The organism is Pontibacter sp. T17 (genome assembly GCF_057219875.1).
The window spans coordinates 1,613,504-1,640,221 of sequence record NZ_JBXVVW010000001.1 but is presented as its reverse complement, the minus strand read 5'-3'; the positions used below and the strand labels follow the sequence as shown (position 1 = coordinate 1,640,221).

The following is a 26,718-nucleotide window of genomic DNA, read 5'->3' as shown; positions in this document are numbered from 1 at the left end:
TTACCGGGGCGGCATCCGAAGGGCACCGTCCAGGCGGATCACCTCTCCGTTCAGCATCACGTTCTCGAAAATGTGCTGCACCAGCGCCGCATACTCCGACGGGCGGCCCAGACGCGAGGGGAACGGCACCGCCGCGCCCAGTGCATCCCGCACTTCCTGCGAGAAGCTCGCCATCATCGCCGTGTCGAATGTGCCGGGGGCAATGGTCATCACGCGTACACCGTCGCGGCTCAGGTCGCGGGCCATCGGCAGGGTCATGCCTACCACGCCGCCTTTGCTGGCGGCATAGGCTACCTGGCCAATCTGGCCTTCATAAGCTGCCACCGACGCAGTATTGATGATGACACCGCGCTCGCCCTCTTCGTTCGGCGTATTGTCCAGCATGGCCTGCGCCGACAGACGCGCCACGTTGAACGAGCCAATCAGGTTCACCCGGATGGTCTTCTCGAAGGCCTCCAGGTCGTGGGGCCCTTTTTTGCCAGCCGTCTTGATGGTGGGGGCTACGCCAGCGCAGTTGATGGCGCCCACCAGCGGGCCAAACGTACGGGCCAGGTCAATGGCGGCCTGTACCTGCTCGGCGTTGGACACGTCGGCTTTGGCAAAGGCGGCGCGCTCGCCCAGTTCGGCAGCTACTTTCTTGCCGGCCTCTTCGTTGAAGTCCACCAGCACCACATGGGCGCCCTGTGCATGCAGATGGCGAGCCGTGGCTTCACCCAGACCGGACGCTGCGCCGGTTACCAATACAACAGCACGATGGAGCTTCATGACAGAACAGGATAGGGGTTAGTGTTTGGGCGCGCAAGTTAACCAAAACCCGCGCTTGTGCCCACTCCTAACGCCCGAAGCCCCCAAAGCGTTCGTCAGCGGCCCTTGCTCTTCACGGGCTTGGACTGTTTTGGCCCCTCCACCACAAAGCGAAACTCGATGAGTTCGCTGCGGGCGGGGCACAGGGTCAGAAAAGTGGCCCGGAAGCCTGGCAAGGGCCCCACAGCTCCGCCGGCATCCATCGTCGCCGACCGGCCCAGTTCCTCGCCGTCCACTGCACTGCGCCACACCAGTTGCTGCACCTTGCTGCCTACCCCCTGCTCGGTGGGGCGGGCTGCCGTCAGCACCATCCGTTGCAGCTCGCTGCCCAGCAGTGCAGGCGCACCCACGGTCACCTGCTCGGCTTTCCACAGTATCTCCAGCTCGCCCTTGCGAATGTCCAGCACCAGCGCCGCCAGACGGCCATTGGCCAGGTCGGTAACGTAAATACGGCGGTTGATGGGGTCGGCCGCCAGGCCTATTGGCGCATAGCTGTTCTCCACTTCCAGCAGGGGGCGAAGGCCCGTCACCCGGCGGCCATCCACCTGCGGCACCACCACCACCGACATTGGCTCGCTGGCAGGCAGGGCGTTGTTGGTGGCCACCACCCAATCGCCCATCACCACAGGGCCATAACCGGGGCGCTGTGTGCGCCGCACATATTCGGGCAGCCACGCGCCATCCAGCGTCAGCTTGCCCGCCGCATAGCCCAGCCGCAGCAGGTGGGTGTGGCCTGTCAAATACACGTAAGACTGCGTGCGGAAAAAGCCCAGTGCAGGCTGCCCATACACAGGCTCGGGCAGAGCGATGGAATCCAGCGTGGCCAGGCTCTGGGGGTCCAGCCGCAACAGCTGGCTGGGCGCAGGCATGCCGCCACGGCGACGTGCAGCAAGGCCCATCTGCGGCGTGTTGGCGGGCTTGTGCACCACTGTCACTATCAGCTTGCCGTCGGGCAATATCAGCAGGCCTTCCAGCGCACTGGGGCCATCGCCCAGCAACACCCGGCTGCTTTCCACTGCGCCATTGGCCCCGATACGGAACACCCTGCGGCCCGCCACCACATACAGCGCCCCGGAGGAATGCACCGCCGCGCCGCCCGGCACCCACCACTGCACACCCGCGAGGTCCAGGGGCGTACGCCAGTTCTGCGAAAACGTCTCCGAGTTGATGCCCGCCACATAGGGCATACCTGGGGCACTGAGCGTATCAGCGGGGTCTTCCAGCCCACCGACCACCAGCAGCTCGTTGCGGCCCCGGCTGAGCATAATGCCGGGCTTGTCCAGCCCAGCCACCCGCCGGAAGCGCGGAAACTCGCCCGTCCCCGACAGCTCCAGCCAGCCACAGGTGCTGCCGAAGGTCCGGCTGCGGTCCATCTGGCCGCCCACGGTGGGGGCCAGCGTACTGTAAACACCGTTCTTCCCCGGCCCTACGGCCAACAGGGCCGTCAGGTGACAGTCGTCGCCTGTCTGTTGCGCTGGCGCCAGCAGCGGGCACAGCAGGGCTGCCACGCCCACAATTCTCCGCAGATTCATGCCCACAAGTTAGCACCGCACCCTGCCCCGCCGAAAGCCCTATCTTTGTACCCTGTGAAACGGCTTTTTCTTCTCTGCCTGGCATTGCTGCTGCTCGTGCTGACGGGCTGCGGCGACAGTGCCACCCAGGCCATCCCCCCCAACCTGCAGGAACTGCGGGCCAAGGAGGCGTTCTCCGAGTCGTTTGCCATCACCTACACCTACAACGACAGTGCCCGCCTCAAGGCCCGCCTCAAAGCCCCACACGACATCGAGCGCTTCGACCCCGAGACACCCAGCAGCGAGATTGCCCGCACTTTTCACCTCTTTGACCGCGGCTTCGAACTCATCTTCTACGACCGCCTGGGCAATGAGGAGAGCCGCATCACCGCCAACCAGGGCCGGTACTACCCTGCCAAGGGCCTTGCCCATGCTACAGGCAAAGTTGTCGTTATCAATGTGAAAGGCGAAAAGCTGGAGACCGAACAGCTGACCTGGGAGCAGAAGACCGACCAGATCCGTACCGACGCCCCAGTACGCATCACCACCGCCCAGGAACTGCTCTTCGGCGACGGCCTCGTTTCCAACACCGCCTTCACCACCTATCGCATTACCAAGTTCAAGGGCACTGTCGCCCTTGAAAAATGATTCCACTCGCATGAACCGCCTCTTCGAATACCTCTACCTCGTGGCCGGGCTGGCCGTTCTCCTCGCTATGGCCATCCGCTGGGAGTCGCTCAGCTGGACCAACCGCGGCATCATGCTCGTGATGGTGGCCCTCTGTGCGGGCATTTACAGCGCGCGCCGCCAGCGCCGCATCCTTCGCGAGAAACACGAGCGCCAGAACCCGCCCCCCACCGACTCTGCCGAGTGATCGTATGGTCTTCCTCACGCTTCTCCTCATCCTGCCTGGGCTCTTGCTTACAGCCCTGCACGCTGCACGCGAAACCTCGCTGGCTTTCGCCCTCCGCAGCCCCCTGCGCGATGGCGCGGTTGTGCGACGGGGGCAGCGTCTGATGGCCGCCTTCCGAACTGCCCCCCAGCAGACCCTCCGTATGCTCTGGGCCGGCCGACTCGTAGGCATGCTGCTCGCCTGGTCGGGGCTGGTGGTGGCAGTCTATCTGCAATTCCAGACCATCGACTGGCTGTCGTTCCTGGGCCTGGCCGCGGGCACCCTCGTCACCATCCTCGTCCTCTCCGACCTGCTGCCACGCTGGTGGGGCCGTCGCAGCCCCGAAGCCACGCTAGATGCCACCGACCTTGCCGTCCGCTGGCTCGAACCCTTCCTCCTGACCCTTACAAAAGTACTGGGCGCCATCGCTGGCAAAGCCCGCCACCGCCGCGGCGACAGCAATACCAACCACACCTACCCCATTCTGCCCGCTGGGGCCGCTTATCAGGAGTCGCTGCTCGACTATGCCGAGGAAGACTTTAACGACCCTGACGACCTCAAACAGCAGGTTTTCACCAAAGCGCTCGACTTCAGCAGCACCCGCGTCCGCGAACTCATGGTGCCCCGCACCGAAATCGTCGCCGTCCCCGCACAGGCTGGTCTGGAAGCCCTGCGCCAGAAATTCATCGAGACTGAGCACTCCCGCATCATCGTCTACGGGGAGTCGCTGGACAACATACTGGGTTTCGTGCACTCACTGGCCCTCTTCGGCAATCCGCCCGATGTGGCCTCGATGGTGCAGCCTGCCCTCATGGTGCCCGATACCATGAGTGCCGCACGGGTGCTGGCCCAGTTTGGCGAAAACCACAAGGGCCTCTGCATCGTGGTGGACGAATATGGCGGCACTGCCGGGCTGGTCACGCTGGAAGACCTTGTAGAAGCTGTTTTCGGCGAAATCGAGGACGAGCACGACGACGACAGCGACGATGGCATGGTAGAGCAGCAGATGGCTACTGGCGTGTGGCGCTTCAGTGCCCGGCTAGAGGTCACCTACCTCAACGAAACCTACGCCCTGGGTCTGCCAGAAGGCGACTACACCACCCTCGGCGGCCTCATCCTGCACCTGGCCCTGCGCATTCCCGAAGCCGGCGAGGTGCTCCTGCTGCCCCGTCTCAAACTCACTGTGCAGCAGGCCCTTCGCAACAAAGTGGTGCTGGTGCAGGTAGAGCACCTCACCCCTACCGAAGGCAAGGCCTGAGAGGAGTTGCTTTTTCCGGAAAAGCCTTATCTTTGTCTAAAGGCAGGCGGCAGCGCCGGCCTTTGTCTTTTTCTAACGCGAACCGCATGCACCTGTCCCCGCGCCCTCACTGCGCTCCGGGCCGCCGAAAGGCCGCCTTGGGACAAACCCCGTCTGTGCTGCGCTGATCCCCACTTTTTAGGCAATCACATTCAAGCATCAGTGTTATGGCTGAGGTGTCGTACTTTACCCGTGAGGGGTATGAAAAGCTGAAGCAGGAGCTTCACGAAATGAAGAGCAAAGGGCGTCAGGAAATCGCCCGTGCCATCGCCGAAGCGCGCGAGAAAGGCGACCTGAGCGAGAACGCCGAATACGATGCCGCCAAAGAGGCCCAGGGCCTCCATGAGCTGCGCATCCAGCAGATGGAGACCATGATTGCCAACGCCCGCATTCTGGACGACAGCAACATGGACAACAGCAAGGTACTGGTACTCAGCACAGTAAAGCTGAAGAATACCAAGACCAAGCAGGTGGTCACTTACACCCTCGTGGCCCCCAAGGAAGCCGACCTCCATACTGGCAAGATTTCCGTGGACAGCCCCATCGGCAAGGGCCTGCTGGGCAAAGCCGTGGGCGACAAAGCCTCCATTCAGGTGCCCGCCGGCCAGATGGAGTTTGAAATCCTCGAAATCTCCCGCTAGTTTCAGGTCTCTTTCACGCCTCGAACACAAACATCATGTCCAGCCTGTTCAGCAAGATCGTCTCCGGAGAAATCCAGGGCCACAAGGTAGCCGAAACCAAAGACTACCTGGCCTTCCTCGACATCATGCCCGTGCGCCCCGGCCACGTGCTCTGCATCCCCAAGCAGGAAGTCGACTACCTCTTCGACATGGACGACGAAGCCTACATCGGGCTGCAGCTGTTTGCCAAGCATGTGGCCAAGGCCGTGAAGAAAACCGTGCCCTGCACCAAAGTAGCCGTGGCCGTAGTAGGCTTGGAAGTGCCACACGCGCACATCCACCTCATCCCTATCAACGCCATCTCCGAGCTCAACTTTCAGGGCCCGCAGCGCGTGAAGGTCGCCGACGAAGAGCTGGCAAAGATGGCCGAAGCCATCCGCGCCAACTTCTGAGGCCACCAGCTAAACGCACCAGATATCACAGCCGGGTTTACCCCCGGCTGTTTTTGTGTGTAGAGCCTGAGCAAATTGTGCAGGTCGGTTTTGCGTAAGCATTCGCGCCACGTCATTTCGAGCGAGCGCCCCCTTCTTCATGTCATTTCGAGCGCAGCGAAGCAGCGTGAGAAATCTACCTGTAGGCGGCTTGCCGCCTTCTCTGCTTGTAGAGGACTGCTTCGCAGCCCAAAAGTAGATTTCTCAGGAAGTCCCGATGCCTCGGGGCAACCTTCGAAATGACGTGCAGGGTGATACTGGATCGGAGAGGCGGGGGAAGGCGCAACAACGCACACAGCCGGGCGCAAGCCCGGCTGTGTGCGTTAAAACAGAAGCGGTCGGTTACACCGAGAAGCAGAACTCGCCAGCTTCCAGCAGCTTTTCGGCCAGACGGCGGCGGGCCGCCACGGTGTCGAACAGCTCGGTGCGGGTGAACTTCCGCAGGCCCGACAGCATGCCCTTGGCCATGTCGCCCTGGGCAATGCGGGTAACGGCGTCCTTGCCGTGGGCATACACGCGCTCGGCGGCGGCGCTCAGCAGCGTGCGCAGGATGTCCTCGCGGTATGCCTGGCCCTCGCGGCCTTCCAGCTTCTGCACGCGCAGGAGCACAGATTCCAGTGCATACACTTCGATGAGCATGTCAGAGATGTGCATCACTACTTCCTGCTCCTTCTCCAGCTCGGCCATGTAACGCTGGGCGGCGGCCCCGGCTACCATCAGGATGGCCTTCTTGAAGTTCTCGACGGCGGCGTGCTCGGCCCCGAGGTAGCCCTCGAAAGCGGCATGCCCGCTTCCACCAGCCATCAGCTCCTGCTGCACGGCCATGGCGGGCGTCATCATGTCCAATTCGCCTTTCAGCGCCTTGCCCATGATGTAGCTGACGGAGAGCATGCGGTTGATCTCGTTGGTGCCCTCGTAGATGCGGTTGATGCGCGAGTCGCGGTAAGCGCGGTCCATCGGGAACTCGGCCGAGAAGCCGTAGCCACCGAACACCTGCACACCTTCGTCCACCACGTAGTCCAGCACTTCCGAGCCATGCACCTTCATCAGGGCACACTCGCTGGCGAACTCCTGGGCAGCGTTCAGCAGTGCGGTTTCGAAGGCCGCACCGTCGTGGTGCAGGTGCTTCTCGAATGCGTCGATGTCGTTGGTGGAGCGGTACGTGGCCGACTCGTTGGCGTAAATGCGGATGGCCATTTCAGCCAGCTTGTGCTGAATGGCGCCGAACTTGCCAATGGGCTGGTTGAACTGCACGCGCTCGTTGGCGTAGCGCACGGCGTTGGCCATGGCCAGCTTGGCCCCACCCAAACACGCCGCCGACAGCTTCAGGCGGCCGATATTCAGGATGTTGAAAGCCACGCGGTGGCCCTTGCCAATCTCGCCCAACACGTTCTCTACGGGCACATGCACGTCGTTGAAGAAGATCTGGCGGGTGCTGGAACCCTTGATGCCCATCTTCTTCTCCTCTTCGTTCATGGTGATGCCAGGGTAGCTGCGCTCTACGATGAAGGCCGTGAACTTCTCGCCGTCAACCTTGGCGAAGACAGTGAACACGTCGGCAAACCCCCCGTTCGTGATCCACATCTTCTGGCCGTTGAGGATGTAGTGCTTACCGTCGGCCGAGAGCACAGCCTTCGACTTGGCACCACGGGCGTCGGAACCACTACCGGGCTCGGTGAGGCAATAAGCAGCTTTCCATTCGCCGGTTGCCAGCTTGGGCAGGTACTTGGCCCGCTGCGCTTCGTTACCGAAGTACAGAATGGGCAGCGTACCGATGCCGCTGTGCGCCAGCAGCGCCACTGAGAACGAATAGCCAGCGCCAATCTGCTCTGTGATGAACATACCGGTGTTGGTGTCCAGCCCATAGCCCCCCATGGCCTCGGGAATATTGAGGCCCAGCAGACCTTGTGCGCCTGCCTTGCTCAACAGTTCCGGCATCAATTTGGGGTTGGTCATGCTGTCCAGCTCGGGCACCTTGGGCAATACCTCGGTATTAATGAAGTCCATCGCCATTTCGGCCATGGATTTCTGCTCTTCGTTGAAGTCTTCAGGGATGAAGGCCTCAGCGGCGTTGAACTTGCGTACCAGAAACTCGCCGCCACGGACGAGTTTACTTTGAGCTACCTGGCTCATATTGTGTGTGTTAGGGGAATCTTGGTGAAGAAAATCAGTTGAGACGCTCGAAGATGCCGGCAATGCCCTGACCGCCGCCTACGCAGGCAGATACCATGGCATACTTGCCGTTGCGGCGCTTGAGCTCGTTCAGCGCCTTGACGGTGAGAATACCGCCTGTGGCACCGAGGGGGTGGCCCAGGGCGATGGCACCGCCATTCGGGTTCACCTTGGCTGTATCAAGGCCCAGGGTCTTCACGATGGCCAGCGACTGCGTGGCGAACGCCTCGTTCAGCTCGATGACATCGAGGTCGTCCTGCTTCAGGCCTGCCATCTTCAGCGCCTGCGGGATGGACTCCAACGGACCGATGCCCATGATGCGCGGCTCTACGCCCTTCACGCTGTAACCCACGATGCGGGCAATGGGCGTGAGGTTGAACTCTTTCAGCACCTGCTCGCTCACCACCAGCACAAAGCCAGCGCCATCGGAGGTCTGCGAGCTGTTGCCGGCGGTCACTACGCCTTTGGCGGCAAACACAGGCTTCAGCTTGCCCAGGGCCTCCACAGAGGTGTCCTTGCGGGGGCCTTCGTCGGTGTCCACTACCCAGGAACGGGTGGCGCGCTTGTCGTCCTTCACATATACTTCTTCTACCGAAAGCGGCGCAATTTCGTCTTTGAACTTGCCGCTTTCGATAGCCTTGATGGCCCGCTGGTGGCTTTCGTAGGAAAACTGGTCGCACTCCTCGCGGCCAATCTTATACTCCTGTGCTACAGCCTCGGCGGTCATACCCATGCCCCAGTAGTAGTCGGCATGTTTGGCGGCGATGTCGTAGCTGGGCACTACTTTGTAGCCGCCCATTGGCACCATCGACATGGTTTCGGCGCCACCAGCGATCACCGCGTGGTGCAGACCAGAGTGGATTTTGGCAGCCGCCAGCACAATGGCTTCCAGACCACTGGCGCAGTAGCGGTTTACCACCGCCGCAGGCACGGATACCGGCAGCGACATCAGGGCGATGTAGCGGGCAAAGTTGAGGCCCTGCTCGCCTTCAGGGATGGCGTTGCCGACGATGACGTCGTCGACCCGGGCTGGGTCGAAGCTGGGAACGCGCTTCAGGAGTTCGCGCACAACGTGGGCGCCCATCTCGTCCGGACGGACAAAGCGAAGGCCACCACGACCGGATTTGCCAATGGCAGTGCGACAACCGGCTACGATATATGCATTCATGGAAATGATGTCAGATTGGGATGAAAAAACAGGGCAACACGCTGCCGGTTAGTTGCGCAGGGGTTTGCCAGTGGTGAGCATGTGCTGGATACGCTCGAGGGTCTTTGGAGTGCCAGCGAGCTGGAGGAAGGCCTCACGCTCGAGGTCCAGCAGGTATTGCTCGGATACCAGTGTGGGCTGCGACAGGTCGCCACCGCACACCACGTAACCGATTTTCTCGGCGATGAGCTTGTCGTGCTCGCTGATGTAGCCACCCGCCAGCATGGTGTGGGCCACTACCATAATGCCGCCCAGCCCGTTCTTGCCCAGCACGCGAATGTCCTTGCGGGGGGCAGGCGCGGTGTAGCCCGCAGCCGACAGCTCCAGCACGCGGCGCTTGGCATCGCCCAGCAGGCGGTCCTTGCTCACGACCATGCGGTCTTTCTTCCGGTTCAGCAGGCCCAGCCCAAACGCTTCTACGCCGCTGGTAGCCACCTTGGCCATCATGGCGTTCATGATGTAGTGCTGGAAGGTATTCAACTCGATGTCGCCAGCCATGTACTCGTCGGAGATACGCACGGCCAGTTCCTTGGTGCCGCCGCCACCGGGCAGCAGGCCCACACCGGCTTCTACGAGGCCCATGTAGGTTTCACCGGCAGCGAGGGTGCTGTCGGCGTGCATGGCAAACTCGCAGCCGCCGCCAAGGGTGAGGCCATGAGCAGCCAGCACCACCGGCACGCTGCTGTAGCGCAGACGCATGGAGGTGTTCTGGAACACGCGCACGGCTTCTTCAAGCTGCTTCCAGTCCTGCTGGGCAGCCATCATGAAGATCATGCCGATGTTGGCACCCGCGCTGAAGTTCTCGCCCTGGTTGCCGATGACCACCCCACGGCCCGACTTTTCGGCCAGGTCCAGTGCGTGGTGTACGCCTTCGATGATTTCGGCACCAATGGTGTTCATCTTGGTCTGAAACTCTACGCCCAGCACGCCATCGCCGAGGTCGAAGATCGAGCAGCCGATGTTCTTCCAGATGACGTTGGTGCTGCGGATGTTGTCCAGCACGATGGCACCTTCCGGCATCGGAACGGCCTTGTAGCTCTTGGAGGCGGGGTCGTAGTAGAGGCGCTTGCCTTTCTCCACCTTGTAGAACGACTCGTGCCCGGCGGCCACCATTTCCTCCACCCACTTGGCGGGGGCTATGCCGTCGGCTTTCATCTTGGCAACGGTGTCCTTCACGCCGAGGATGTCCCAGGCTTCGAAGGGGCCGAAGCTGTAGCCATAACCGGCGGCTACAGCCTGGTCGAGGCGGTAGAGCTCGTCGGCGATTTCGGGGATGCGATTGGAGCAGTAGGCGAACAGGCCATAGTGGAGCTCGCGCAGGAAGGCACCGTACTTGTCGTCGGCAGCCAGGAGCACGCGCAGCTTGTCGGGCAGGTTTTCGCTCTTCTTGGCGGTGCCGAGGGCATCGGTGCGCAGCTTGGTCTGGGCCTTGTACTCGAAGGTGTGGAGGTCCAGGCTCACGATTTCGCTTTCGCCACCCGCGCCTTTGGTCTTCTTGTAGAAGCCGCCGCCGGTTTTGTCGCCCAGCAGGTTCTTCTCGGCCATCTTCTTCACGAAGTCGGGCACCTGGAAGAGGTCGCGCTTCTCGTCGGTGGTGCAGGTGTCGTAAAGGAACTGGCACACCTTCATGGCGGTGTCCAGGCCTACGATGTCGGAGGTGCGGAAGGTGGCAGACTTGGCGCGGCCAATGACGGGGCCGGTCAGCGCGTCTATTTCCTCCACCAGCAGGTTGTGCTTCAGCACCAGCCGGAAGGTGTCGGCAAAGGCGAACATGCCAATGCGGTTGGCGATGAAGCCGGGGGTGTCCTTACACAGTACGGTCTGCTTGCCGAGGAAGCGGTCGCCGTATTCCATGAGGAAGTCGGTGACGGCGGGGTCGGTATCGGGCGTGGGGATGATTTCCAGCAGACGCAGGTAGCGGGGCGGATTGAAGAAATGCGTACCGGCGAAGTTGCGGCGGAAGTCGTCGGAGCGGCCCTGCGACAGCATGTGGATGGGAATGCCACTGGTGTTGCTGGTAATGAGGGTGCCGGGCTTGCGGTGCTTCTCTACTTCTTCATAGATCTTGCGCTTGATGTCGAGGTTTTCGACGACGACCTCAATCACCCAGTCGCAGTCGGCGATGCGGGACATGTGGTCGGTGAAGTTGCCCAGCTCCACGCGGTTGGTGAAGCTCTTGTCATAGAGCGGCGCAGGGCTGGATTTTACCGCCGTATCAAACAGTCCGTTGACGATGCGGTTGCGGACAGCGGGACTGTCCATGGTGAGGCCAGCGGCCTGCTCCTGGGGGGTAAGTTCGCGGGGCACCATGTCGAGCAGCAGCGCGGGCACACCGATGTTGGCGAAGTGCATCGCGATGCGCGAACCCATGATCCCTGCACCCAGAACCGCAACTTTGCGGATCTGGCGGTTGGACCCAGCGGTGCCATTGGCGCTGGGTGCCGTCGTGGCATCTTTGGCCACAGGGGAGGAAACCATACTAAATGAATGAATGGAGATTTGGTTGACTCTCCGCCGCCCCAGCCCGCCGACGCACGAAAGCTTTCGCCGGGCCAGGGTAATTGGCGGTCTTACAAGTTAACACAAAGCCCACGCCTCCTGTGCCAATTCCGCGCGGAAAATGCCAAAAAATTGAAATCTAACGAACGATCGTTCAGGTGCTTGGCGCTTTTTCCGGGTTTTTCTTGCGCCCCCTCTTGCGCTGCATGTGTAGCTGCCCCTATCTTTGCATCCACTTTGAAGACACGGGGGATTAGCTCAGCTGGCTAGAGCGCTTGCATGGCATGCAAGAGGTCATCGGTTCGACTCCGTTATCCTCCACTACAACCCCGCACCACGCGGGGTTTTTTGTTGCCGTGGAGCCCTGCTTTCTTTATGTCCTCTTCTCCCCCTCCCGCAACAGATACTACATCGGCATTACGTCGGATATCGACAACCGCCTACTTCAGCATAACACGGGCCGCAATACTTCCACCCGCAGTGGCGCTCCTTGGGAGCTGAAATTGGCGCTGCCTTTTCCCTCCCGAACTGAAGCTGCGCAGGCTGAACGCACCCTCAAGCGCATGAAGAGTCGCGCCTATCTCGAAGCCTATATTGCGCAACACACTGGCTAAGAGCGTCCCGACATGTCGGGAAGGTCATCGGTTCGACTCCGTTATCCTCCACCACAACCCCGCACCACGCGGGGTTTTTTGTTGTACTGCGCTCCCCATCCGCAGGGGCGCACGGGGCTGTAGAGGGCAAGCGCACGGCCGAGAGCGTCCCGACCTGTCGGGAAGGTCATCGGTTCGACTCCGTTATCCTCCACTACAACCCCGCACCACGCGGGGTTTTTTGTTGTACTGCGCTCCCTCTCCGCAGGGGCGCACGGGGCTGCCTACGACAGCCCACGAGTAGATTTCTCACGCCGCTGCGCGCGCTCGAAATGACGTAGTGCCTGTTCCCCACACCCTCACTCCTGTTGCAGGCGCAGCTGGCGGCGCAGTTCGGCCAGTTCGGCCAGGAACTGCTTTGCCGGATGGGTGTCGTCCAGGTCGCGCACGCGTGTCTGCGGCGAGGTCGCTCCAGCTTTGCTGTGGGGCTGCTGTGCGGTTGCGGCCATTCCGCCTGCCAACACGGGTGCTTCTCCTGTATCTGTGGACTCTGCATCTGTGTCGGTGCCCATTTCTGAAAGGGGCATCGCTGGAGTCGGCGCAGCCTGCTGGCCAGTCAGGCGTTCAAACTGCTTCTGGACCTGCTTTTCAAGTGTCTGCTGTCCCTTGGCCACCTGTGCCGAAAGTCGGGCACAGACGCCTGCCTGTGTGCGGTACAAGCCGATAATCCGATTCAGCTGCTTGTAGCCTTCCGGCAGGGGCGCGCCTTCCTTGATATGCTTTTCCAGTGCCTCCATCAGATTATCGTAGAGGGCTTCCAGCCGGTTCTGGAACTCGACTGCGTTGGTGTAAAGAGCGATGAGCGTGTTATCCATGCCGGCAAGTTGCAGGGCAGCCAGGTGAGGGACACCGAAAGGTGCCACCCGCAGACGCGCCACCCCCGCCACCTTCCTGCGTCAATTCATTGATGCACAAACAAAAAAGCCCCACTCCGGATGAAGTGGGGCCGCTGATCCATCTAATTATGAGGCTATCTCGCAATTACTCTTACTGTCTTTACCAACGAACGGCAGCCGATGTTCCCGAATAATGACAGAACTCCGGTTTTCTGCGCGCTTGGCCCGGGCCATTGCACAGCCCGGGCGCATTGCAGACCTTGGGGCATGTCTGGCACTACTTCTCTGCCCCATCGGCTGGCGCTGGCCACACAGTCCGACTTCCGTTTTGCCGAGTGCCACTGGTACCTGGACCGCGGCTACGATGACTGTCTGTACCAACTGGGACCCGCCAGCATTACGCGCGCGGTGCTCCTGCCCGGCAGCGCAGCACCCGCAATCCTACACCTGTATCCGGCCGATGGGCAGTCCCTGCTGCACCTGGAGACCGACGCCCCACCCCATCTGCACGCCGCTGCCATTGCCTACGCTGCCGACTGGCTGGACACCCACCGCGACCTGACGCCATTCTACCAACTGCTACAGAAGGACAGGCAACTGGCGCCGTTGGCCGATCGATACCGCGGTCTACGGCTGGTGGGCATACCAGACCTGTTCGAGGCGCTGTGCTGGGCCATCATCGGGCAGCAGATCAACCTGACGTTTGCCTATGCCCTGAAGCGCCGGCTGGTGGAAGCCTACGGCACGCAGGTGGCAGGCCCCTTGGGGCCGCTGTGGCTGTTCCCGACGCCGCAGCAACTGCTGGGCGCAACAGTGGAAGACCTGCGGGCCATGAAGTACTCGGGCCGCAAAGCCGAATATGTTTTGGGACTGGCGCAGCATTTTTCCAATACACCCACGCTGGACGCCGACCTGCGTGGCCCCGCGCCGGAAGACGCCTTTACCCAACTGACAGCCCTACGCGGCATCGGCGAATGGACGGCCCGGTACGCGCTGATGAAGTGCCTGCGCCACCCCGACAGCATTCCCTACGGCGACGCCGGCCTGAACCAGGCGTTGCACCGCCTGAAGGACTTTCCGCTGCCCATTCAGCGGCCCAAAGCCGAGAAGCTGTTTGCCCGCTACCGCGGCTGGCAAAGCTATCTGGTGTTTTACTTGTGGAGAAGTTTGAGTTGAGGGCACGTTACAAACTCCCCCTCACTCCACATTCAGCTGCCAGCTGACGCCGTAGCGGTCGGAGAGCCAGGTGAAGTGCTGGCTGAAGCCGTAGTTGGCCGGTGGCATCAGCACGGCGCCGTCGGCGGAGAGGGCCGCGAAGAGGCGGTTGAGCTCGTCGACACTGGCGCAGGCGACGAACAGCGACAGCGACGGCGTGAAGCCGAAGGCATGCGGATAGGCACTGTCCAGCGCCCGGCACTCGAGCCCTGCCACCCGGAAGCGCGCCTGCTTCACCTGACCCTCGGTACCGCCGGGCTCACCCGCCTGAAACCGCTCGATTGACAGGACTTCGGAATCCGGGAAGAGCGACACATACAGGCGCACAGCTTCTTCGGCCTTGCCCGCCTGTGCACCCGAGAACATGAGGAATGGGGCGATTTTCTGCATACGATAAGGTAGGCAGCAGAAGGACAAAGCCATGCCTTCGTATTTAACCAGAAAGTTTTATACACTGGTTTTCAATATATTGAAAACAAAATCAGCCCTTGGGCTTGCATCTGAAGCAGACCCGCCATTACTTAGCCTTCAGGTTAATTAACCTGTAAGCAAACAATGGATACCGATCAGCTCAGCGCCACTTTTGCCGCCCTGGCCGACCCCACGCGGCGGGCCATGCTCCAGCGGCTGGCAAAGGGCGAAACCTCCGTGAAGGAACTTTCGGAGCCGTTTGACCTCAGCGGTCCTGCCGTGACCAAGCACCTGAAGGTGCTGGAGCGTGCCGGGCTGGTGAAGCGCAGCCGCCGCGCCCAGCTGCGCCCCTGCCGCCTGGACCCCAAGCCGTTGCAGGAAGCAGCCGACTGGGTGGCGCAATACCGCCAGCTATGGGAAGACCGCTTTGACCGGCTGGAAGCCCTGCTGGAAGAACTGCAACAGGCCGACGCCCAACAGCCGCCGCAGCCCTGACCCCTACTGCACTCACACTCATTTATTTATTCACCCTTTTCCCCTCACACCCATGCCTGTTACCGTATCCCTGCCCAGCGACCGCGAACTGGTGGTCGCGCGCTCGTTCAAAGCGGCCCGCGCGCTGGTGTACCGTGCCTTTACCGAACCCCAGCTGCTGAAGCAGTGGATGACGGGCCCGCCCGGTTGGAGCTTCCCGGTCTGCGAAATGGACTTCCGGATTGGCGGCAAATACCACTACATCTGGCGCCAGGTGGAAGGCCCCGCCCAAGGCCCTACTGAAGTGGAGTTTGTGGGCGAGTATCTCGACATCGTGCCGACGGAGAAAATCGTAGCCGACGAAACCTTTATGGACCCCGACATGGGCGGCACCTGCCGGCTCACCAACCTGTTCGTGAGCCACGATGGCGGCCAAACCACCGTCACCTGCCACATGCTGTTCGAGAGCCCCGAGGCTCGCGATGGGGCTGTCGCCAGCGGCATGGCCGACGGTATGGAAAGTGGCTACGTGAACCTCGACACCCTGCTGTCAACACTGCAAAAGAGCTGAAATGCACTTCTTTTCCCCACTCCCATGCGCTCTGCTGTCTCCTACCCTACCGATACCGAAGTAGAAATCGTGCGGCACTTCCGGGCCAGCACCGAACGGGTGTACCGCGCTTTCACCGAACCGGCCCTGCTGAAGCAATGGCTGCTGGGCCCACCGGGCCTGGTGTTGGCCGAATGCGTGCTGGACCTGCGCCCCGAAGGCCGCTATCGTTACCTGTGGCAGCGCCCCGGCAGCCGTGACATTGTACTGCTGGGCCAGTTTCTGGAAGTACAGCCCAACCGGCTGCTGGTAAGTCTGGAAGCCTTTGAGGAAGACTGGACTGGGGGGCCCTACAGGGTCACCATCCGGTTTGAGGAGGCGAAGGGCGGCACCCTTGTAACGCACGTGCTGACCTATGATACACCTGCCATTTGCCAGCAGAACATGGACTATGGCATACCCGACGGCATGGAGCAGAACTTCCAGCTGCTGGACACCCTGCTGGCAACACTGGAAAAAAACTGACCCTATTCCCACTCCAACTGACACGCAACATGACCCACTCGAAACCCCTGCCCTACGACCTGGCCGCTGGCGAAGCCGTACACATCAGCCGGGTGCTGAACGCCCCACGCGAGCTGGTATTCAACGTCTTCACCCAGACCGAGCATCTGGTGAAGTGGTTCGGCCCGAAAGGCTTCACTGTAACTGCCGCCAGGAACGAGCCCAAGCCCGGCGGCATCTTCCACTACTGCATCGAAGACCCCAACGGCAACGCCATGTGGGGCAAGTGGGAGTATCTGGAGGTGACGCCGCCCGACGCGTTCACCACCATCTCCTGCTTCTCTGACAAAGACGGCGGCCTGACGCACCACCCCATGGCCCCCGACTGGCCCTCGTGGATGATCACCCGCACGAGCTTTCATGCTACGCCAGATGGCAAAACCGAAGTGCGCATGGTGACACAGGCCTACAATGCCACCGAGAAAGAACTGGCCTTCTTTGCCGAACACGGTAAAAGCCTGCACACCGGCTGGGAAGGCACCTTCCAGCAGCTTGACACTTACCTCGCCACGCTGGCGTAACGCAACCTTTCCTACTCACTCACACTGACTTATACCTATGTCGCAGACTCCCATGCCTCCAGTGCCCGCCACCACTCCCTTCCGTATCTCACGGGTAGTACAGGCGCCCCGCGAACTGGTGTTTAGAGCCTTTACCGAAACCGCCCATCTGGAACGTTGGTGGGGCCCGAAGGGCTTCATCGTGAGCAATGCGCGCAACGATGCCCGCCCCGGTGGGGTATTCCACTACCGGATGGCCAATGCAGAAGGCGTGGAGATGTGGGGCAAATGGGAATACCTGGAGATTGTGCCGCCCGAGCGACTGGTGATGCTCAGCGGCTTCTCGGACCCCGACGGTGGACTGGGCCGGCACCCTCTGGCACCCGAATGGCCCCAGCGCATGTATACGCGGGTGCGATTTGAAGCACTGACCGACCAGCGAACCGAGATCCACATCGAGTGGTATGCCTATGACGCCACCGCCAGCGAGCAGCAGATGTTTGACGACAACCACGCCAGCATGACGCAGGGCTGGACCGGCACCTTTGAGCAGCTGGAAGCCTATCTGCACACGCTTACCCGCGCCTGAGCCATGCTGATAGACTACTTCAACACCCCCACTGTCGACCGTGAGCTGAAGCTGAGCCGGGCCTACAACCACCCGCCACACCGCGTGTTTGACGCCTGGACCGACCCCGCGAAAGTGAACCGCTGGTGGGGGCCCAACGGCTTCAGCAACGAACTGCTGGAAATGGATGTACGCCCCGGAGGCCGCTGGCGCTACAACATGCACGGGCCCGAAGGCATGCTCTTCCCCAACCGGATTGAGTATCTGGAAGTGGTGCCGCCGGAAAAGCTGGTGTATCTGCACGGCAGCGACCTCGACGACGATCCCGAGCGCTTCCACGTAACCGTGACCTTTGCGCCCACGGCCACCGGCACCCTGCTGACCATGCACCTGGTGCTGCGCACCCGCGAGCAATGCGAGCAGGTGAAAGGCTTTGGCGCAGTGGAACTGGGCCAACAAGGGCTGGAAAAGCTGGCCCTGCTGCTGGACGAACAGTAAAAACATGCCTCTCGCAGGCAAGAAGGGGCATCATGCCCCTTTTTTTCATGCTGGCTATTGACAAGTAAATACCAATCGGTATTTTTGCATCATGCGTGACCCGAAAGCTACTCGCCAAACCGTGATTGAACATGCCTCGGCGCTGTTCAACCAGCAGGGCTATCGGGCGACGTCGCTGTCGGACATCACCGATGCCACGGGCCTGACCAAGGGCGCCATTTACCAGCACTTCGAGAACAAGGAGATGCTGGAGATCGAGGCACTGCAGTTCATGATGGCGCGGGTATCGGAGCGACTGGGCGCGGTCATCAAAGCCGAAACCACCGCACCAGCCAAGCTGCGGGCAGTGTTCCGGTTCTTTGCAGCGTATGTGCACAACCCAGTGGTGGCGGGTGGCTGCCCCCTGCTGAATGCCGGTATCGAGGCCGACGACGCCCACCCCAGCCTGCGGGTAGTGACACAGCAGATGCTGGCCAGTCTGCGCGCTACGCTGGAACGTCTGCTGGCCAAAGGGATAGAGATGGGTCAGTTGAAACCCGACACCAATGTACCGCTCAGCGCCACCTACATACTTGCCATGGTAGAAGGCGGCGTGTTCATGAGCCGAGTCGAAGGCAGCTCACGCGATATAGAGGCCGTGATGGGCATTCTGGAAAACTGGCTTCGTACGATAGAGGCATGACCTTTTTTTGACCAAACACATACCAATCGGTATCAAATATAATCTCGCTCACACCATGCTTACCACACTCATACTCCGCTCTATTGGTCTCGGGCTGAACGCCTGGGGCCTGGTGGCGCCTGAAAAAGCAGGCGACCTCGGCTTCCGGCTCTTTTGCCGGCCACAGCGGCCCAGACTGAAGCCTCATCATGCGCACTTTCTGGAAAAAGCAGACGCCTTCACTGTCATGGACAACGGCGACCTCATCCGTGGCTACCGCTGGGGCAACGGCCCACGCCGCATGCTGCTGGTGCATGGCTGGAACAGCCACACCTACTTCTGGAAAAACTACATAGAGCAGCTGACAGCACTGGGTTTCACGGTGATAGCCATAGATGCACCAGGCCACGGCCGCTCGGAAGGCAACCTGCTGAATCTTGTGCGCTACGCCCAGGTGCTGGCCGAGGTAGTGCGCCAGCACGGTCCGTTTGAAGCTATTGTCGGCCACTCCATAGGGGCATTTGCCAGCGTACTGATGCTGCATAACCACCCCGAACTGACGCCCAACCGGCTGGTGTTGCTGGCTGCCACCGCCAACGTCAGCGACTTCATGGAGCACTACCGCCGCACGCTGGGCCTGACGCCCCGCACCCTGCGGCTGGTGGAAGACACGCTGGAGAAGCGACTGGGCAACCGCCCCTCACACTATCTGCTGCCCCGGCTGGCCCAGAAAGTGCTGGTGCCTGCCCTGCTGGTGCACGACCGCACCGACCGCATGGCACCCCTGCACTACATACTGGACCTGAAAGAAGTGTGGCCCCATGCCGAGGTGTCAGTGACCGAAGGGCTGGGCCATAACCTGCGCTCGGATGACATCACCAGCCTGGTGGTCAGATATGCGGCGCAGTTGGGCAGCCTACAACAGGAAGTGCCGCGCACTCCAGCCAAAGCTATCTGCTGATGCAGAAAGAGCGTAGCTTAGGGCATGACTTACCACCTGCTCAACGGCGACGCTCTGGCACAGAAACTCCCGCGTAGCGTGCTCGGGGAGAGCATTGTGTGCCGGGAGGTGTTGATGGAAGGCCCGGTGAGCAGACTGGGCCTTTCGTCGTTGTGGGAGGCCCGCGCCGCCTTCCTCGCCGCACACTATGGCGCCAGCCCTGCCGACTACCGTCAGCAGGTGCAGGCCGAACTGGAACGCCTGGTGACCATTCCGGCAGATGCACAGGTGTATACCTGGTTTGGCGAAGACCTGTTCTGCCAGGTAAACCTGTGGTGCTGCCTTTGGCTGCTGCACGCCCACGGCCAACGGCCCGCCTGCTGGCGGGTGTTTGCACCGCTGGAGCCTGTTACGGCCCGCTGGGCCGAGTTTGGGCCGCTGGATGGCGAAGACCTGACATACGCCTTTCAGCAGGCCCACAGTATATCAGCGGCAGACATGCAACTGGCCTGCCACCTGTGGGAAGCCTACGCCGATGCCGACTGGAACCGCTTTGCGGCACTTGGCCAAACACCCTCTGAGGCATTTCCGTATCTGGCCGATACCGTGGCAGCGCAGCTGGGGCGGCTGGAGTCGCCACCACACCCGGTGGCAGTACTGCGGATTCTGCTGGCCGATGGGCCGATCCCGGAAGCCGAGCTCTTCCGGCGCTTTCAGGCCAAACTGGGTGTATACGGCTATGGCGATACGCAGTTTAGGCAACTGCTGGCCCAGGCGCGTCAGATGCCCTCGGGCTCGAACCAGTAGGTGAACTCGATGGGGTAGTCGTCGGCGTGGCCATTGAGCGCAATGTGGCCTTCGCCGCGCAGGTGTTTCAGCTCGCCTGTGCCGGAACCCGGCACAACGAAGAACGTGCCGTTGGTACCGAGGCCATTGTCGGTGCCCGTGTGCTGCCACACGAAAGTGCCCTGCTTTCCGTCGAGCAGACCCTTGAATTCCTCCAACCCAATGAAGCTGGTGTGGCCACTGGGGGTATAAACCATCAGGTATTCCAGTTTGCTCGTGCCTTCGATGGGCCCGGCATAGGTGTAAGCCACATTGGAGTGGGTAAACTTGAAGCCGTCGGCCTCACGATAGGGTTTCTCATCCCAGTGGGCCACCTTGAAACGACTGTTGAGGGTTTTCTTCATAGCGTGCAATGATAATGGTAGCCAAAGCAACGGTTTTTCCGACAGGAGGTATTGGAAAAGTGCGACAGGGCTGACGATTTTGCCGTATGGCGCGTATGCTGGACTGGAACCGACTGGGGCGGCTGCCCAAAGGCATTCTGTACCCGCAGGAGGCCCTGCACAGCATCCGGCTGGAGCGACACTTTCCCAGCGCGGCACTGACACCATTCATAGAACACTATTGGCCTGTGGCATGGGACCTCACCAACCAGCCGCCATCGCGCTCGGAGGTACTGCCCTATCCCAGTGTGCACATCGTATTTGACCCCGCGGAGTGCTATATACAGGGGGTGATGACGACCCGCTTCCGGAAAACACTGGAGGGCAGTGGATGGGCATTTGGCATCAAGTTCCGGCCCGGAGGATTCCGCCCGTTTCTTGGGCAACCAATGCACCAGCTGCGCGACCAGCGTGTGCCGCTCAGCTATTGGCTGCCGAAAACTGAGGCACATACCCTGCACCAAGCCATTGTACAGGCCGACAGCAACGCCGGAAAGGTGGCGCTGGCCGAGGCGCTTCTTTTGCGTTATCTGCCACCCCATGACCCTGTTCTTGGGGCGCTGCATAGCCTTCTGGAAGCCATCAGCGCACAGCCGGAACTAAGCAGCACACAGGCGATAGCCGCATACATGAGCTGCTCGGAAAGGAGCCTGCAACGCCTCTTTGCCGACTACATCGGTGTAACCCCCAAGTGGGTGATTCGGCGCTACCGGGTGCACGAGAGTCTGGAGCGGCTGGACTACACACCGCCCCCGCGTCTCACCGAGTTGGCGCTGGACCTCGGCTACTTTGATCAGGCACATTTCACCAATGACTTCCGCACCGAAACGGGCACCACGCCACAGGCCTATCAAAAGGGAGACTAGATCGAACTGCAACAAAAAAGCGGGGCCCTGTCTGGGCCCCGCTTTCGTTCACAGGAAAGTCCCAGTTATTGCTTTACGATGCGGATGGTAGTAGCGCGACCATCGGCAGCCTTCAGGTGCAGGAAGTAAACACCCGCCGGGAGGTCGTCCACCTGTCGGAAGCTATCACCATTGAGGAGCCACAGGCGTACTACCTGGCCATGCACATTCATCAGCTCTGCGCGGACGCTGCTGAGGTCTTCCAGCAGCTCGATGGTCAGCTGGTCGCGGGTAGGTACGGGGTATACTTTCACGACATCGGCCAGCGGCAGCAGCGCACCATCAAGGTCAATTACAACTTCGCGAATACCCTTGACATAGGTGGTACCGTCAAAGTCGCGCTGTACAAGGCGGAAATAGTGGCGGCCATTCCCGAGTTCGCGCACAGTGAAACTGTAGGACTGCTGCTCGGTGGTGGTGCCAGAGCCGGGTACAAATGCAATTTGCCGGAAGTTGTCAGTGGTGCGGCTGTGCTCCAGTACAAAGCCTTCGTTGTTGAGTTCCGAAGCCGTAGACCAGGTGAGCAGGGCCTCCATACGATTCTGTACACGGGCGTCGAAAGCCAGCAGTTCTACTGGTAGCGGGCTGTTGGAGCCGCCGAAGCCAAACTCAGAGAAGCTGGTGAGGCCAGTGCGGCCTACCGACACGGTGCTGCCGACTTCCGAGAACGTACCGGCAGAACCAGCATTGGTCCAGGGCTGCGCCGGGCCATCGCGCTTCACCAGAATGTAATTGGCAAGGCCTGCGTTGGTAGCGCCAGTGAGCCAGCCCCGGGCGCTGTAGGTGCCGCTGGTCAGAGGAACGTTGGGGGTTACGGTCCAGTAACCGGCATCCAACAACCCAGCTGCGGGGAAGAGTCGGCCACCGTCGTTCAGCGGGAAGCCGAGTGAAGTGGGGGCTGTGCTGTTGAAGGTAACGGTGAGATAGCTGGGCCCCACGATGATACTGTCGAACCGCACCTCGAATGTCTGCGGTGCAGATGTCGAGCCAACGGGGAACGCGTAAGGGGTGGCAGGGGCCAGATAGCGGCGCAGACTGCCGTTCACCCACCCAGCGGTGGCAGAAATGGCGGTGGAATCGGTGCTGGTGACAGCCAATATGTTGCCACCAGTGGCTACACTGCCAGCGGTGAGGCTGAGCGTACTGGCCGAAAGGTCCGAATCCAGTGTTACAGTCTTGCCGGGAGCATTCACTGTGAGTGCGCCTACCGTTACCGCAGCACGGGTGGTGTAAGCCTCGGTAGCATAGCCCTCCACGGTTACGCCATCGGTGAGGGTAGCCGCCGGATAGGTGCCATTGGCAGCGATACGAAGGATGGTATTATCAGTGACCAGTGCATCGGAAGCAGCGGCAGCCATGGTGAGCTTGCGGCGGCCTGGCGTGGTACCGGGGTTGGCATCTGCACCACCCGGCCCAGCGTACAGTACGCGCGTAAGCGGCTGACGAAGGTCGTAAGAGGCCATCACCGGAAGGTGATCGGAGGTAGTAGTACTGTAGTTGGCAATGCCCAGCGAAGCAAAGTAATCGGGCGGGAAAACATTGGCAGACCCACTGATGAACAACCGCTGCATTTCGTTGGTGTGCATGATGTGGTCAATCATGTTCTCGCGGTCTACATAGCTGCGAAGGCCAGCGTTACTGAGCGCCAAAGTGGGGAACTCGTAGTTGAGCGAATCGTTGACCAGCACTGCATAGGAAGAAGCCGTGGTGCCAGCCTGTTCGTTCACTGTTGCATCGAGGTCGTCGTTATAGTCGCCCAGGAGCATTACATTCTCGCCGCCGAAGTAGAAATCAAGCGAGTCTTTCAATACCTGATTGTCGTAAACGCGCCGGGCGTAGGAGGTAGCCAGCGGATTGGTGTTGGCCTTGGCATGCACTGCAACCAGATACACCCGCTGGGTATTCGCACCAATGGTTACATCCAGCCCTATCATATAAGGCAGACGGCCGCTGGCCCAGAAGTTGGTGCCATCACCACCCGGATAGCCGGGGAAATTTGCGCCGCTGCTGTAGCTGTATATGCTCTTGAACATGGCGCGGGGGTTCTCGGGCAGCAATGCGCTTACCGGAGCCAACCGTGCATAACTGGTATCGTAGATGAAGCCTACGCGCTGGTTATTATCAGAGAACGTATTAGAGGTAAAGCGCGAGAGTGTGCCTACATAATTACGACCAGTGCCGACACGGAGCGCCGCCACCAGATTGTCAAAGCCAACGGTATCGGATATCTCTTCTACCACCACTACTTCCGGTGCAAGGGTATTGAGCACTGCAATGGCGTTGTCGCGCTGGAGCGTCTCATTACCGGGGCCGTTGGAAGTGCTGCCAAACCACTCGATGTTCCAGGTAACGACATCAAAGGAGCTGTCGGGCGGGAAGGTGGTGCCAGAGAAGTAGCCGAGCGTGCGGTTGAGCCCGCTGCCTACAAAGGAGATACCGCCAGCAAAAGCCCGCATGACCACCGAAGGCGCAAAGCGCACATAGAGCGTCTGGGTATCGGCAAGGGCGGTGCTGCCGAAGGTAAGCTGGGGCAGGTAGGCGAGATCATTGGTCGAGAGCTCGAAGCCCTCAGGTGCAGTTACAGTAAGCGTGTCGGCACCACTTACCTTGAATAGGAAGCTGCGCCCAGCGGTGGGTACACCGGCGGTGGTGTAACCAAAAATCCAGTTCTGCAAGGGGCTGAGTGAGGTTGCCACAGCCGCCGGAGGCGCCGTAGCCGAACTGATGATTGCGATGTCGTCGAGCGTCCAGCGTGAAGCCGCCGCAGTAGTGGAAGTATACTTGAACGCTATGCGTACGTTGGAGGTCTTGTAGGCGCTGAGGTCTACCTGAGAAAGCGTCCAGACACTGGAGTTGGCGGCGGGGAATCGGCCGTCCAGTTGTTGCCAAACAGTGGTGGCAGGGTTACCGGTATAGTTGGTGGTAATGTACAGCTCCAAGGAGTTGCCAGCGAAGGCCGAGATGCTGTAGAACTGCAACACGGCAAAATCGGCAATACCGGAGAGGTCATAGGCGGGCGAAATCAGCCAGTCTTCATTCAGCTGAGCCGAGCCCGAGAAGCCGTTCATCTGATAGCCGTTGGTGGCATTGTTGCCGAAGGTGGTACACCCCCATGCCTGGGCGCCGGTAACACTCACGGCAGAGAACGTCACAGTGGGGCAGCCCTCGAAGTCTTCAGCGAACACAGAGGCGACCTGTCCAATACCGGAGAGATTGACTGTGACACTGGAGGAGCCATCCGTTACCTGCAGAGTGTTGCTGAGAATGCCTGTACCCGTGGGAGCGAAACGCACATACACCGTTTGGGCTGTGGCCAGCTGGGCGGATGCAAACTGAATGGTATCGCCGAAAGTAATGCCATCGCGGGATACCTGATATTCAGTTCCACCCTGTACATCTACCGTGACCATACTGCCAGCCAGATTGCCGGCGCGCAGCTGGTAGGTAAGGGTGCTGTTGTTGCCGATGACTACTCCACCAAAACTGAGTGCTGAAGGCGTAGTGCTGATGAAAGGCAGCGTTCCGCCTTCGTAGATATGAACACCAATCTGCTCGGTCTGGGTGCTGTTGGCGCCGTCAACGATGTCGTTGCCGACCTGTGTCCATTCGCCGGAAGCGAAGTTGACATTGCCGGAAGTAATGTTGGCATTCCGGTAGAGCGAGACGTCCTGCCCCCAGGTACCGATGGTGCCTACCACATCAATTCGGTCGGCCCAACTGGCGGTGCCTGTGGAGAGTGAGATGGCCACAAGGTCGTCGCCATTGAAGTTGCAGACAGCCGTGCTGATGGCAGTGCCCGTGATGTTGCCCGCACCGGGAAGTGCCGCTGCGCTGTTACGGAATATCAGCGACGCACCTGGGGCAAGGGTGCCAGTAAGTGCATAATTGCTGTTAGGGGCAACACCAACCGGAAGAGAGGTTGTCCGGTTGCTGAAAAGGACGAGATAATAGCCAGCGAGATTGGCAGTGGTGGTTCCCGTATTGGTGATTTCGATCCACTTGTTGTTGCTCAGGCCCTCGTAATACTGTGAGATGATGAGCTGGGCGGGGGTGAAGCCCGTGCCAGTGAGGTTGACGGTGACATCGCTGGCGCCAGTGGAAGTGTGCAGAATGCTGCCCGCAGCCGCGCCATCGGAAGTGGGGCTGAAGCGCACATACACCTTGGGCGAAGTAGCAACCTCGGCTACGGTGTAGGTGAGGTTGCTGACCCAGGTGCTGCTGTCCTTGGAAATCTGATAGCTGGCGCCTGTGAGGGTAAGGTCAATGTCGTTGGTGAGGTTGCTGCCGGAGAGGGTGTAGCTGGCGCCTTTGCTGCTGGCGGTGGGGACATTGCCGAAAGCGACAGTGGCCGGCGCAGTGATGACAGGCGCAGCGCCAGGAGTGCCATTGAAAACTACCTGCACGTCGTCGATACCAAGGCCGTGGTCGTTACCTGCGTCGTTGAGGTCTTCCCAAACCAGTACCAGATAACTACCGGCAGGAATGGTAACGGAAACGTTGCCTGACAGGTTGGTGAAGTTGCCGGAGGCCGTGCCGACAACTGCGGCGGCAGTAGCGGTGTTCACCAGCGACGTGAATGCCAGGGAAGTAAGCTCAGTAGAAGAGGTAGGCAGTGCGGTAAGCGTTCCTGTCGAAACAATAGGGCTTGAACTGATTTTGTAATGCACCTTCAGGGTCTGGGAAGCTGAGTTGCCACCATTTCGCCACTGACGGCCAACAAACGAGAGGTCGAAGGAAGTGACCGTGCCGCCGCCCGTATTCTGGAACTGCACACCGTAGAGCACAGTCCCCGTCCCTGCAGAAGCAGCCGAGCCAAGCGTGCGGTTGGTATCCGAAGTAGACGTGCCAAAACTGTACAATGCACCGGTGTTGCTGCTGCCAGTGCCTGTATTGTAAGTGGTACGGCTCGAATACCAGCCAGCCAAGGTAGAGTTGTCGGTCCAGACCACTCCAGTACCTGTAGCCGCAAGCGTATTGAAACTCTGACTGTAGGACTGCGGGTAGGTGGTGATGGCGATTTGCGCTTTTCCCTGATAGGGAAAAATCAGACCAAGCAAGAGGAGCCAGGACAGGGCCCCCAGTAAGCGTGTAAAGTAGTGGTTCATGCCTGCGAAGTGCTGGGAAAGCAGAAAACGCAGGCAAATAAGAGGACCTGCGTAACCCTAAGGTTACGCGATATTAACCATTTTAAACTGTCGGTTAATTACAACCGCAAGAGCCG

General features: G+C 60.5%; 26 protein-coding genes and 1 tRNA gene. 18 read left to right on the top strand and 9 right to left on the bottom strand.

The features are described 5' to 3' along the window. Both AC2D8O_RS07225 and AC2D8O_RS07220 read right to left on the bottom strand, forming a co-directional pair. Nucleotides 1-765, bottom strand: coding sequence for a 3-hydroxyacyl-CoA dehydrogenase (locus AC2D8O_RS07225; protein WP_484678125.1), 765 nt, complete (start codon nucleotides 763-765; stop codon nucleotides 1-3). A gap of 95 nt (nucleotides 766-860) precedes the next feature. After that, on the bottom strand, nucleotides 861-2,336 hold the full coding sequence (locus AC2D8O_RS07220) for a hypothetical protein (protein ID WP_484678124.1): 1,476 nt from the start codon (nucleotides 2,334-2,336) through the stop codon (nucleotides 861-863). A 54-nt stretch (nucleotides 2,337-2,390) separates the two neighbouring features. Between AC2D8O_RS07220 and lptC the strand changes: the two genes are divergently transcribed. The 5 genes from lptC (at nucleotide 2,391) to AC2D8O_RS07195 (ending at nucleotide 5,576) form a co-directional block, all read left to right on the top strand. Further along, nucleotides 2,391-2,963 (top strand): LPS export ABC transporter periplasmic protein LptC, encoded by a 573-nt coding sequence (gene lptC, locus AC2D8O_RS07215; protein ID WP_484678123.1) that lies wholly within the window; start codon nucleotides 2,391-2,393, stop codon nucleotides 2,961-2,963. Nucleotides 2,964-2,973: 10 nt separating this feature from the next. Further along, a complete protein-coding gene (locus AC2D8O_RS07210; RefSeq protein WP_484678122.1) occupies nucleotides 2,974-3,189 on the top strand; it encodes a hypothetical protein in 216 nt (71 codons plus the stop codon). Between the two features lie 4 nt (nucleotides 3,190-3,193). Continuing rightward, a complete protein-coding gene (locus AC2D8O_RS07205) occupies nucleotides 3,194-4,465 on the top strand; it encodes a hemolysin family protein (protein WP_484678121.1) in 1,272 nt (423 codons plus the stop codon). Nucleotides 4,466-4,671: 206 nt separating this feature from the next. After that, a complete protein-coding gene (gene greA / locus AC2D8O_RS07200; protein WP_484678120.1) occupies nucleotides 4,672-5,145 on the top strand; it encodes a transcription elongation factor GreA in 474 nt (157 codons plus the stop codon). Nucleotides 5,146-5,180: 35 nt separating this feature from the next. Further along, nucleotides 5,181-5,576, top strand: a complete 396-nt coding sequence (locus tag AC2D8O_RS07195; RefSeq protein ID WP_484678119.1) for an HIT family protein — start codon at nucleotides 5,181-5,183, stop codon at nucleotides 5,574-5,576. Between the two features lie 381 nt (nucleotides 5,577-5,957). Here AC2D8O_RS07195 and AC2D8O_RS07190 read toward each other — a convergent pair whose 3' ends face one another. Genes AC2D8O_RS07190 through AC2D8O_RS07180 form a run of 3 tightly spaced genes read right to left on the bottom strand, consistent with a single transcriptional unit; the run spans nucleotide 5,958 to nucleotide 11,472 of the window. After that, complete coding sequence (locus AC2D8O_RS07190; RefSeq protein ID WP_484678118.1) at nucleotides 5,958-7,748, bottom strand: acyl-CoA dehydrogenase family protein; 1,791 nt, start codon at nucleotides 7,746-7,748, stop codon at nucleotides 5,958-5,960. A gap of 34 nt (nucleotides 7,749-7,782) precedes the next feature. After that, nucleotides 7,783-8,955, bottom strand: a complete 1,173-nt coding sequence (locus AC2D8O_RS07185) for an acetyl-CoA C-acyltransferase (protein WP_484678117.1) — start codon at nucleotides 8,953-8,955, stop codon at nucleotides 7,783-7,785. A gap of 48 nt (nucleotides 8,956-9,003) precedes the next feature. After that, nucleotides 9,004-11,472, bottom strand: a complete 2,469-nt coding sequence (locus tag AC2D8O_RS07180) for a 3-hydroxyacyl-CoA dehydrogenase/enoyl-CoA hydratase family protein (protein ID WP_484678116.1) — start codon at nucleotides 11,470-11,472, stop codon at nucleotides 9,004-9,006. 268 nt (nucleotides 11,473-11,740) lie between these two features. Between AC2D8O_RS07180 and AC2D8O_RS07175 the strand changes: the two genes are divergently transcribed. Together AC2D8O_RS07175 and AC2D8O_RS07170 are read left to right on the top strand one after the other, a co-directional pair. Next, nucleotides 11,741-11,814: transfer RNA gene (locus AC2D8O_RS07175), tRNA-Ala, on the top strand. 35 nt (nucleotides 11,815-11,849) lie between these two features. After that, the gene (locus AC2D8O_RS07170) at nucleotides 11,850-12,107 is read left to right on the top strand and encodes a GIY-YIG nuclease family protein (RefSeq protein WP_484678115.1); all 258 of its coding nucleotides are present in this window, start codon (nucleotides 11,850-11,852) and stop codon (nucleotides 12,105-12,107) included. A gap of 338 nt (nucleotides 12,108-12,445) precedes the next feature. Here AC2D8O_RS07170 and AC2D8O_RS07165 read toward each other — a convergent pair whose 3' ends face one another. Continuing rightward, entirely contained in the window at nucleotides 12,446-12,961 is a 516-nt protein-coding gene (locus AC2D8O_RS07165) for a hypothetical protein (RefSeq protein ID WP_484678114.1), read from the bottom strand. A gap of 288 nt (nucleotides 12,962-13,249) precedes the next feature. Here AC2D8O_RS07165 and AC2D8O_RS07160 point away from each other — a divergent pair, with 288 nt between their 5' ends. Beyond that, entirely contained in the window at nucleotides 13,250-14,158 is a 909-nt protein-coding gene (locus AC2D8O_RS07160) for a DNA-3-methyladenine glycosylase family protein (RefSeq protein WP_484678113.1), read from the top strand. A gap of 21 nt (nucleotides 14,159-14,179) precedes the next feature. Here AC2D8O_RS07160 and AC2D8O_RS07155 read toward each other — a convergent pair whose 3' ends face one another. Further along, nucleotides 14,180-14,587, bottom strand: coding sequence for a VOC family protein (locus tag AC2D8O_RS07155; RefSeq protein ID WP_484678112.1), 408 nt, complete (start codon nucleotides 14,585-14,587; stop codon nucleotides 14,180-14,182). Nucleotides 14,588-14,752: 165 nt separating this feature from the next. Between AC2D8O_RS07155 and AC2D8O_RS07150 the strand changes: the two genes are divergently transcribed. The 9 genes from AC2D8O_RS07150 (at nucleotide 14,753) to AC2D8O_RS07110 (ending at nucleotide 20,170) form a co-directional block, all read left to right on the top strand. Beyond that, nucleotides 14,753-15,103 (top strand): ArsR/SmtB family transcription factor, encoded by a 351-nt coding sequence (locus tag AC2D8O_RS07150; protein WP_484678111.1) that lies wholly within the window; start codon nucleotides 14,753-14,755, stop codon nucleotides 15,101-15,103. 52 nt (nucleotides 15,104-15,155) lie between these two features. Continuing rightward, on the top strand, nucleotides 15,156-15,653 hold the full coding sequence (locus AC2D8O_RS07145) for an SRPBCC domain-containing protein (RefSeq protein WP_484678110.1): 498 nt from the start codon (nucleotides 15,156-15,158) through the stop codon (nucleotides 15,651-15,653). A 24-nt stretch (nucleotides 15,654-15,677) separates the two neighbouring features. Next, a complete protein-coding gene (locus AC2D8O_RS07140) occupies nucleotides 15,678-16,157 on the top strand; it encodes an SRPBCC domain-containing protein (protein ID WP_484678109.1) in 480 nt (159 codons plus the stop codon). Between the two features lie 29 nt (nucleotides 16,158-16,186). Next, complete coding sequence (locus AC2D8O_RS07135) at nucleotides 16,187-16,717, top strand: SRPBCC family protein (protein ID WP_484678108.1); 531 nt, start codon at nucleotides 16,187-16,189, stop codon at nucleotides 16,715-16,717. A gap of 37 nt (nucleotides 16,718-16,754) precedes the next feature. Then, the gene (locus AC2D8O_RS07130) at nucleotides 16,755-17,285 is read left to right on the top strand and encodes an SRPBCC family protein (protein ID WP_484678107.1); all 531 of its coding nucleotides are present in this window, start codon (nucleotides 16,755-16,757) and stop codon (nucleotides 17,283-17,285) included. A gap of 3 nt (nucleotides 17,286-17,288) precedes the next feature. Continuing rightward, nucleotides 17,289-17,762 (top strand): SRPBCC family protein, encoded by a 474-nt coding sequence (locus AC2D8O_RS07125; protein WP_484678106.1) that lies wholly within the window; start codon nucleotides 17,289-17,291, stop codon nucleotides 17,760-17,762. Nucleotides 17,763-17,853: 91 nt separating this feature from the next. Beyond that, on the top strand, nucleotides 17,854-18,444 hold the full coding sequence (locus AC2D8O_RS07120) for a TetR/AcrR family transcriptional regulator (protein ID WP_484678105.1): 591 nt from the start codon (nucleotides 17,854-17,856) through the stop codon (nucleotides 18,442-18,444). A 55-nt stretch (nucleotides 18,445-18,499) separates the two neighbouring features. Further along, a complete protein-coding gene (locus AC2D8O_RS07115; RefSeq protein WP_484678104.1) occupies nucleotides 18,500-19,384 on the top strand; it encodes an alpha/beta fold hydrolase in 885 nt (294 codons plus the stop codon). A gap of 24 nt (nucleotides 19,385-19,408) precedes the next feature. Then, complete coding sequence (locus tag AC2D8O_RS07110; protein ID WP_484678103.1) at nucleotides 19,409-20,170, top strand: DUF1835 domain-containing protein; 762 nt, start codon at nucleotides 19,409-19,411, stop codon at nucleotides 20,168-20,170. On the opposite strand, the gene AC2D8O_RS07105 is transcribed toward AC2D8O_RS07110, so the two are convergent. Then, nucleotides 20,143-20,553 (bottom strand): DUF3224 domain-containing protein, encoded by a 411-nt coding sequence (locus AC2D8O_RS07105; protein ID WP_484678102.1) that lies wholly within the window; start codon nucleotides 20,551-20,553, stop codon nucleotides 20,143-20,145. The genes AC2D8O_RS07110 and AC2D8O_RS07105 overlap by 28 nt on opposite strands. A gap of 86 nt (nucleotides 20,554-20,639) precedes the next feature. On the opposite strand from AC2D8O_RS07105, the gene AC2D8O_RS07100 reads away from it, so the two are divergent. Then, entirely contained in the window at nucleotides 20,640-21,458 is an 819-nt protein-coding gene (locus tag AC2D8O_RS07100; protein ID WP_484678101.1) for an AraC family transcriptional regulator, read from the top strand. Between the two features lie 65 nt (nucleotides 21,459-21,523). Here the strand turns inward: AC2D8O_RS07100 and AC2D8O_RS07095 are convergent, their stop codons facing one another. After that, nucleotides 21,524-26,602 carry a choice-of-anchor J domain-containing protein gene (locus tag AC2D8O_RS07095; protein WP_484678100.1) on the bottom strand — a complete coding sequence of 1,693 codons (5,079 nt, stop codon included), beginning with the start codon at nucleotides 26,600-26,602 and terminating at the stop codon, nucleotides 21,524-21,526. Nucleotides 26,603-26,718 lie beyond the last annotated feature (116 nt).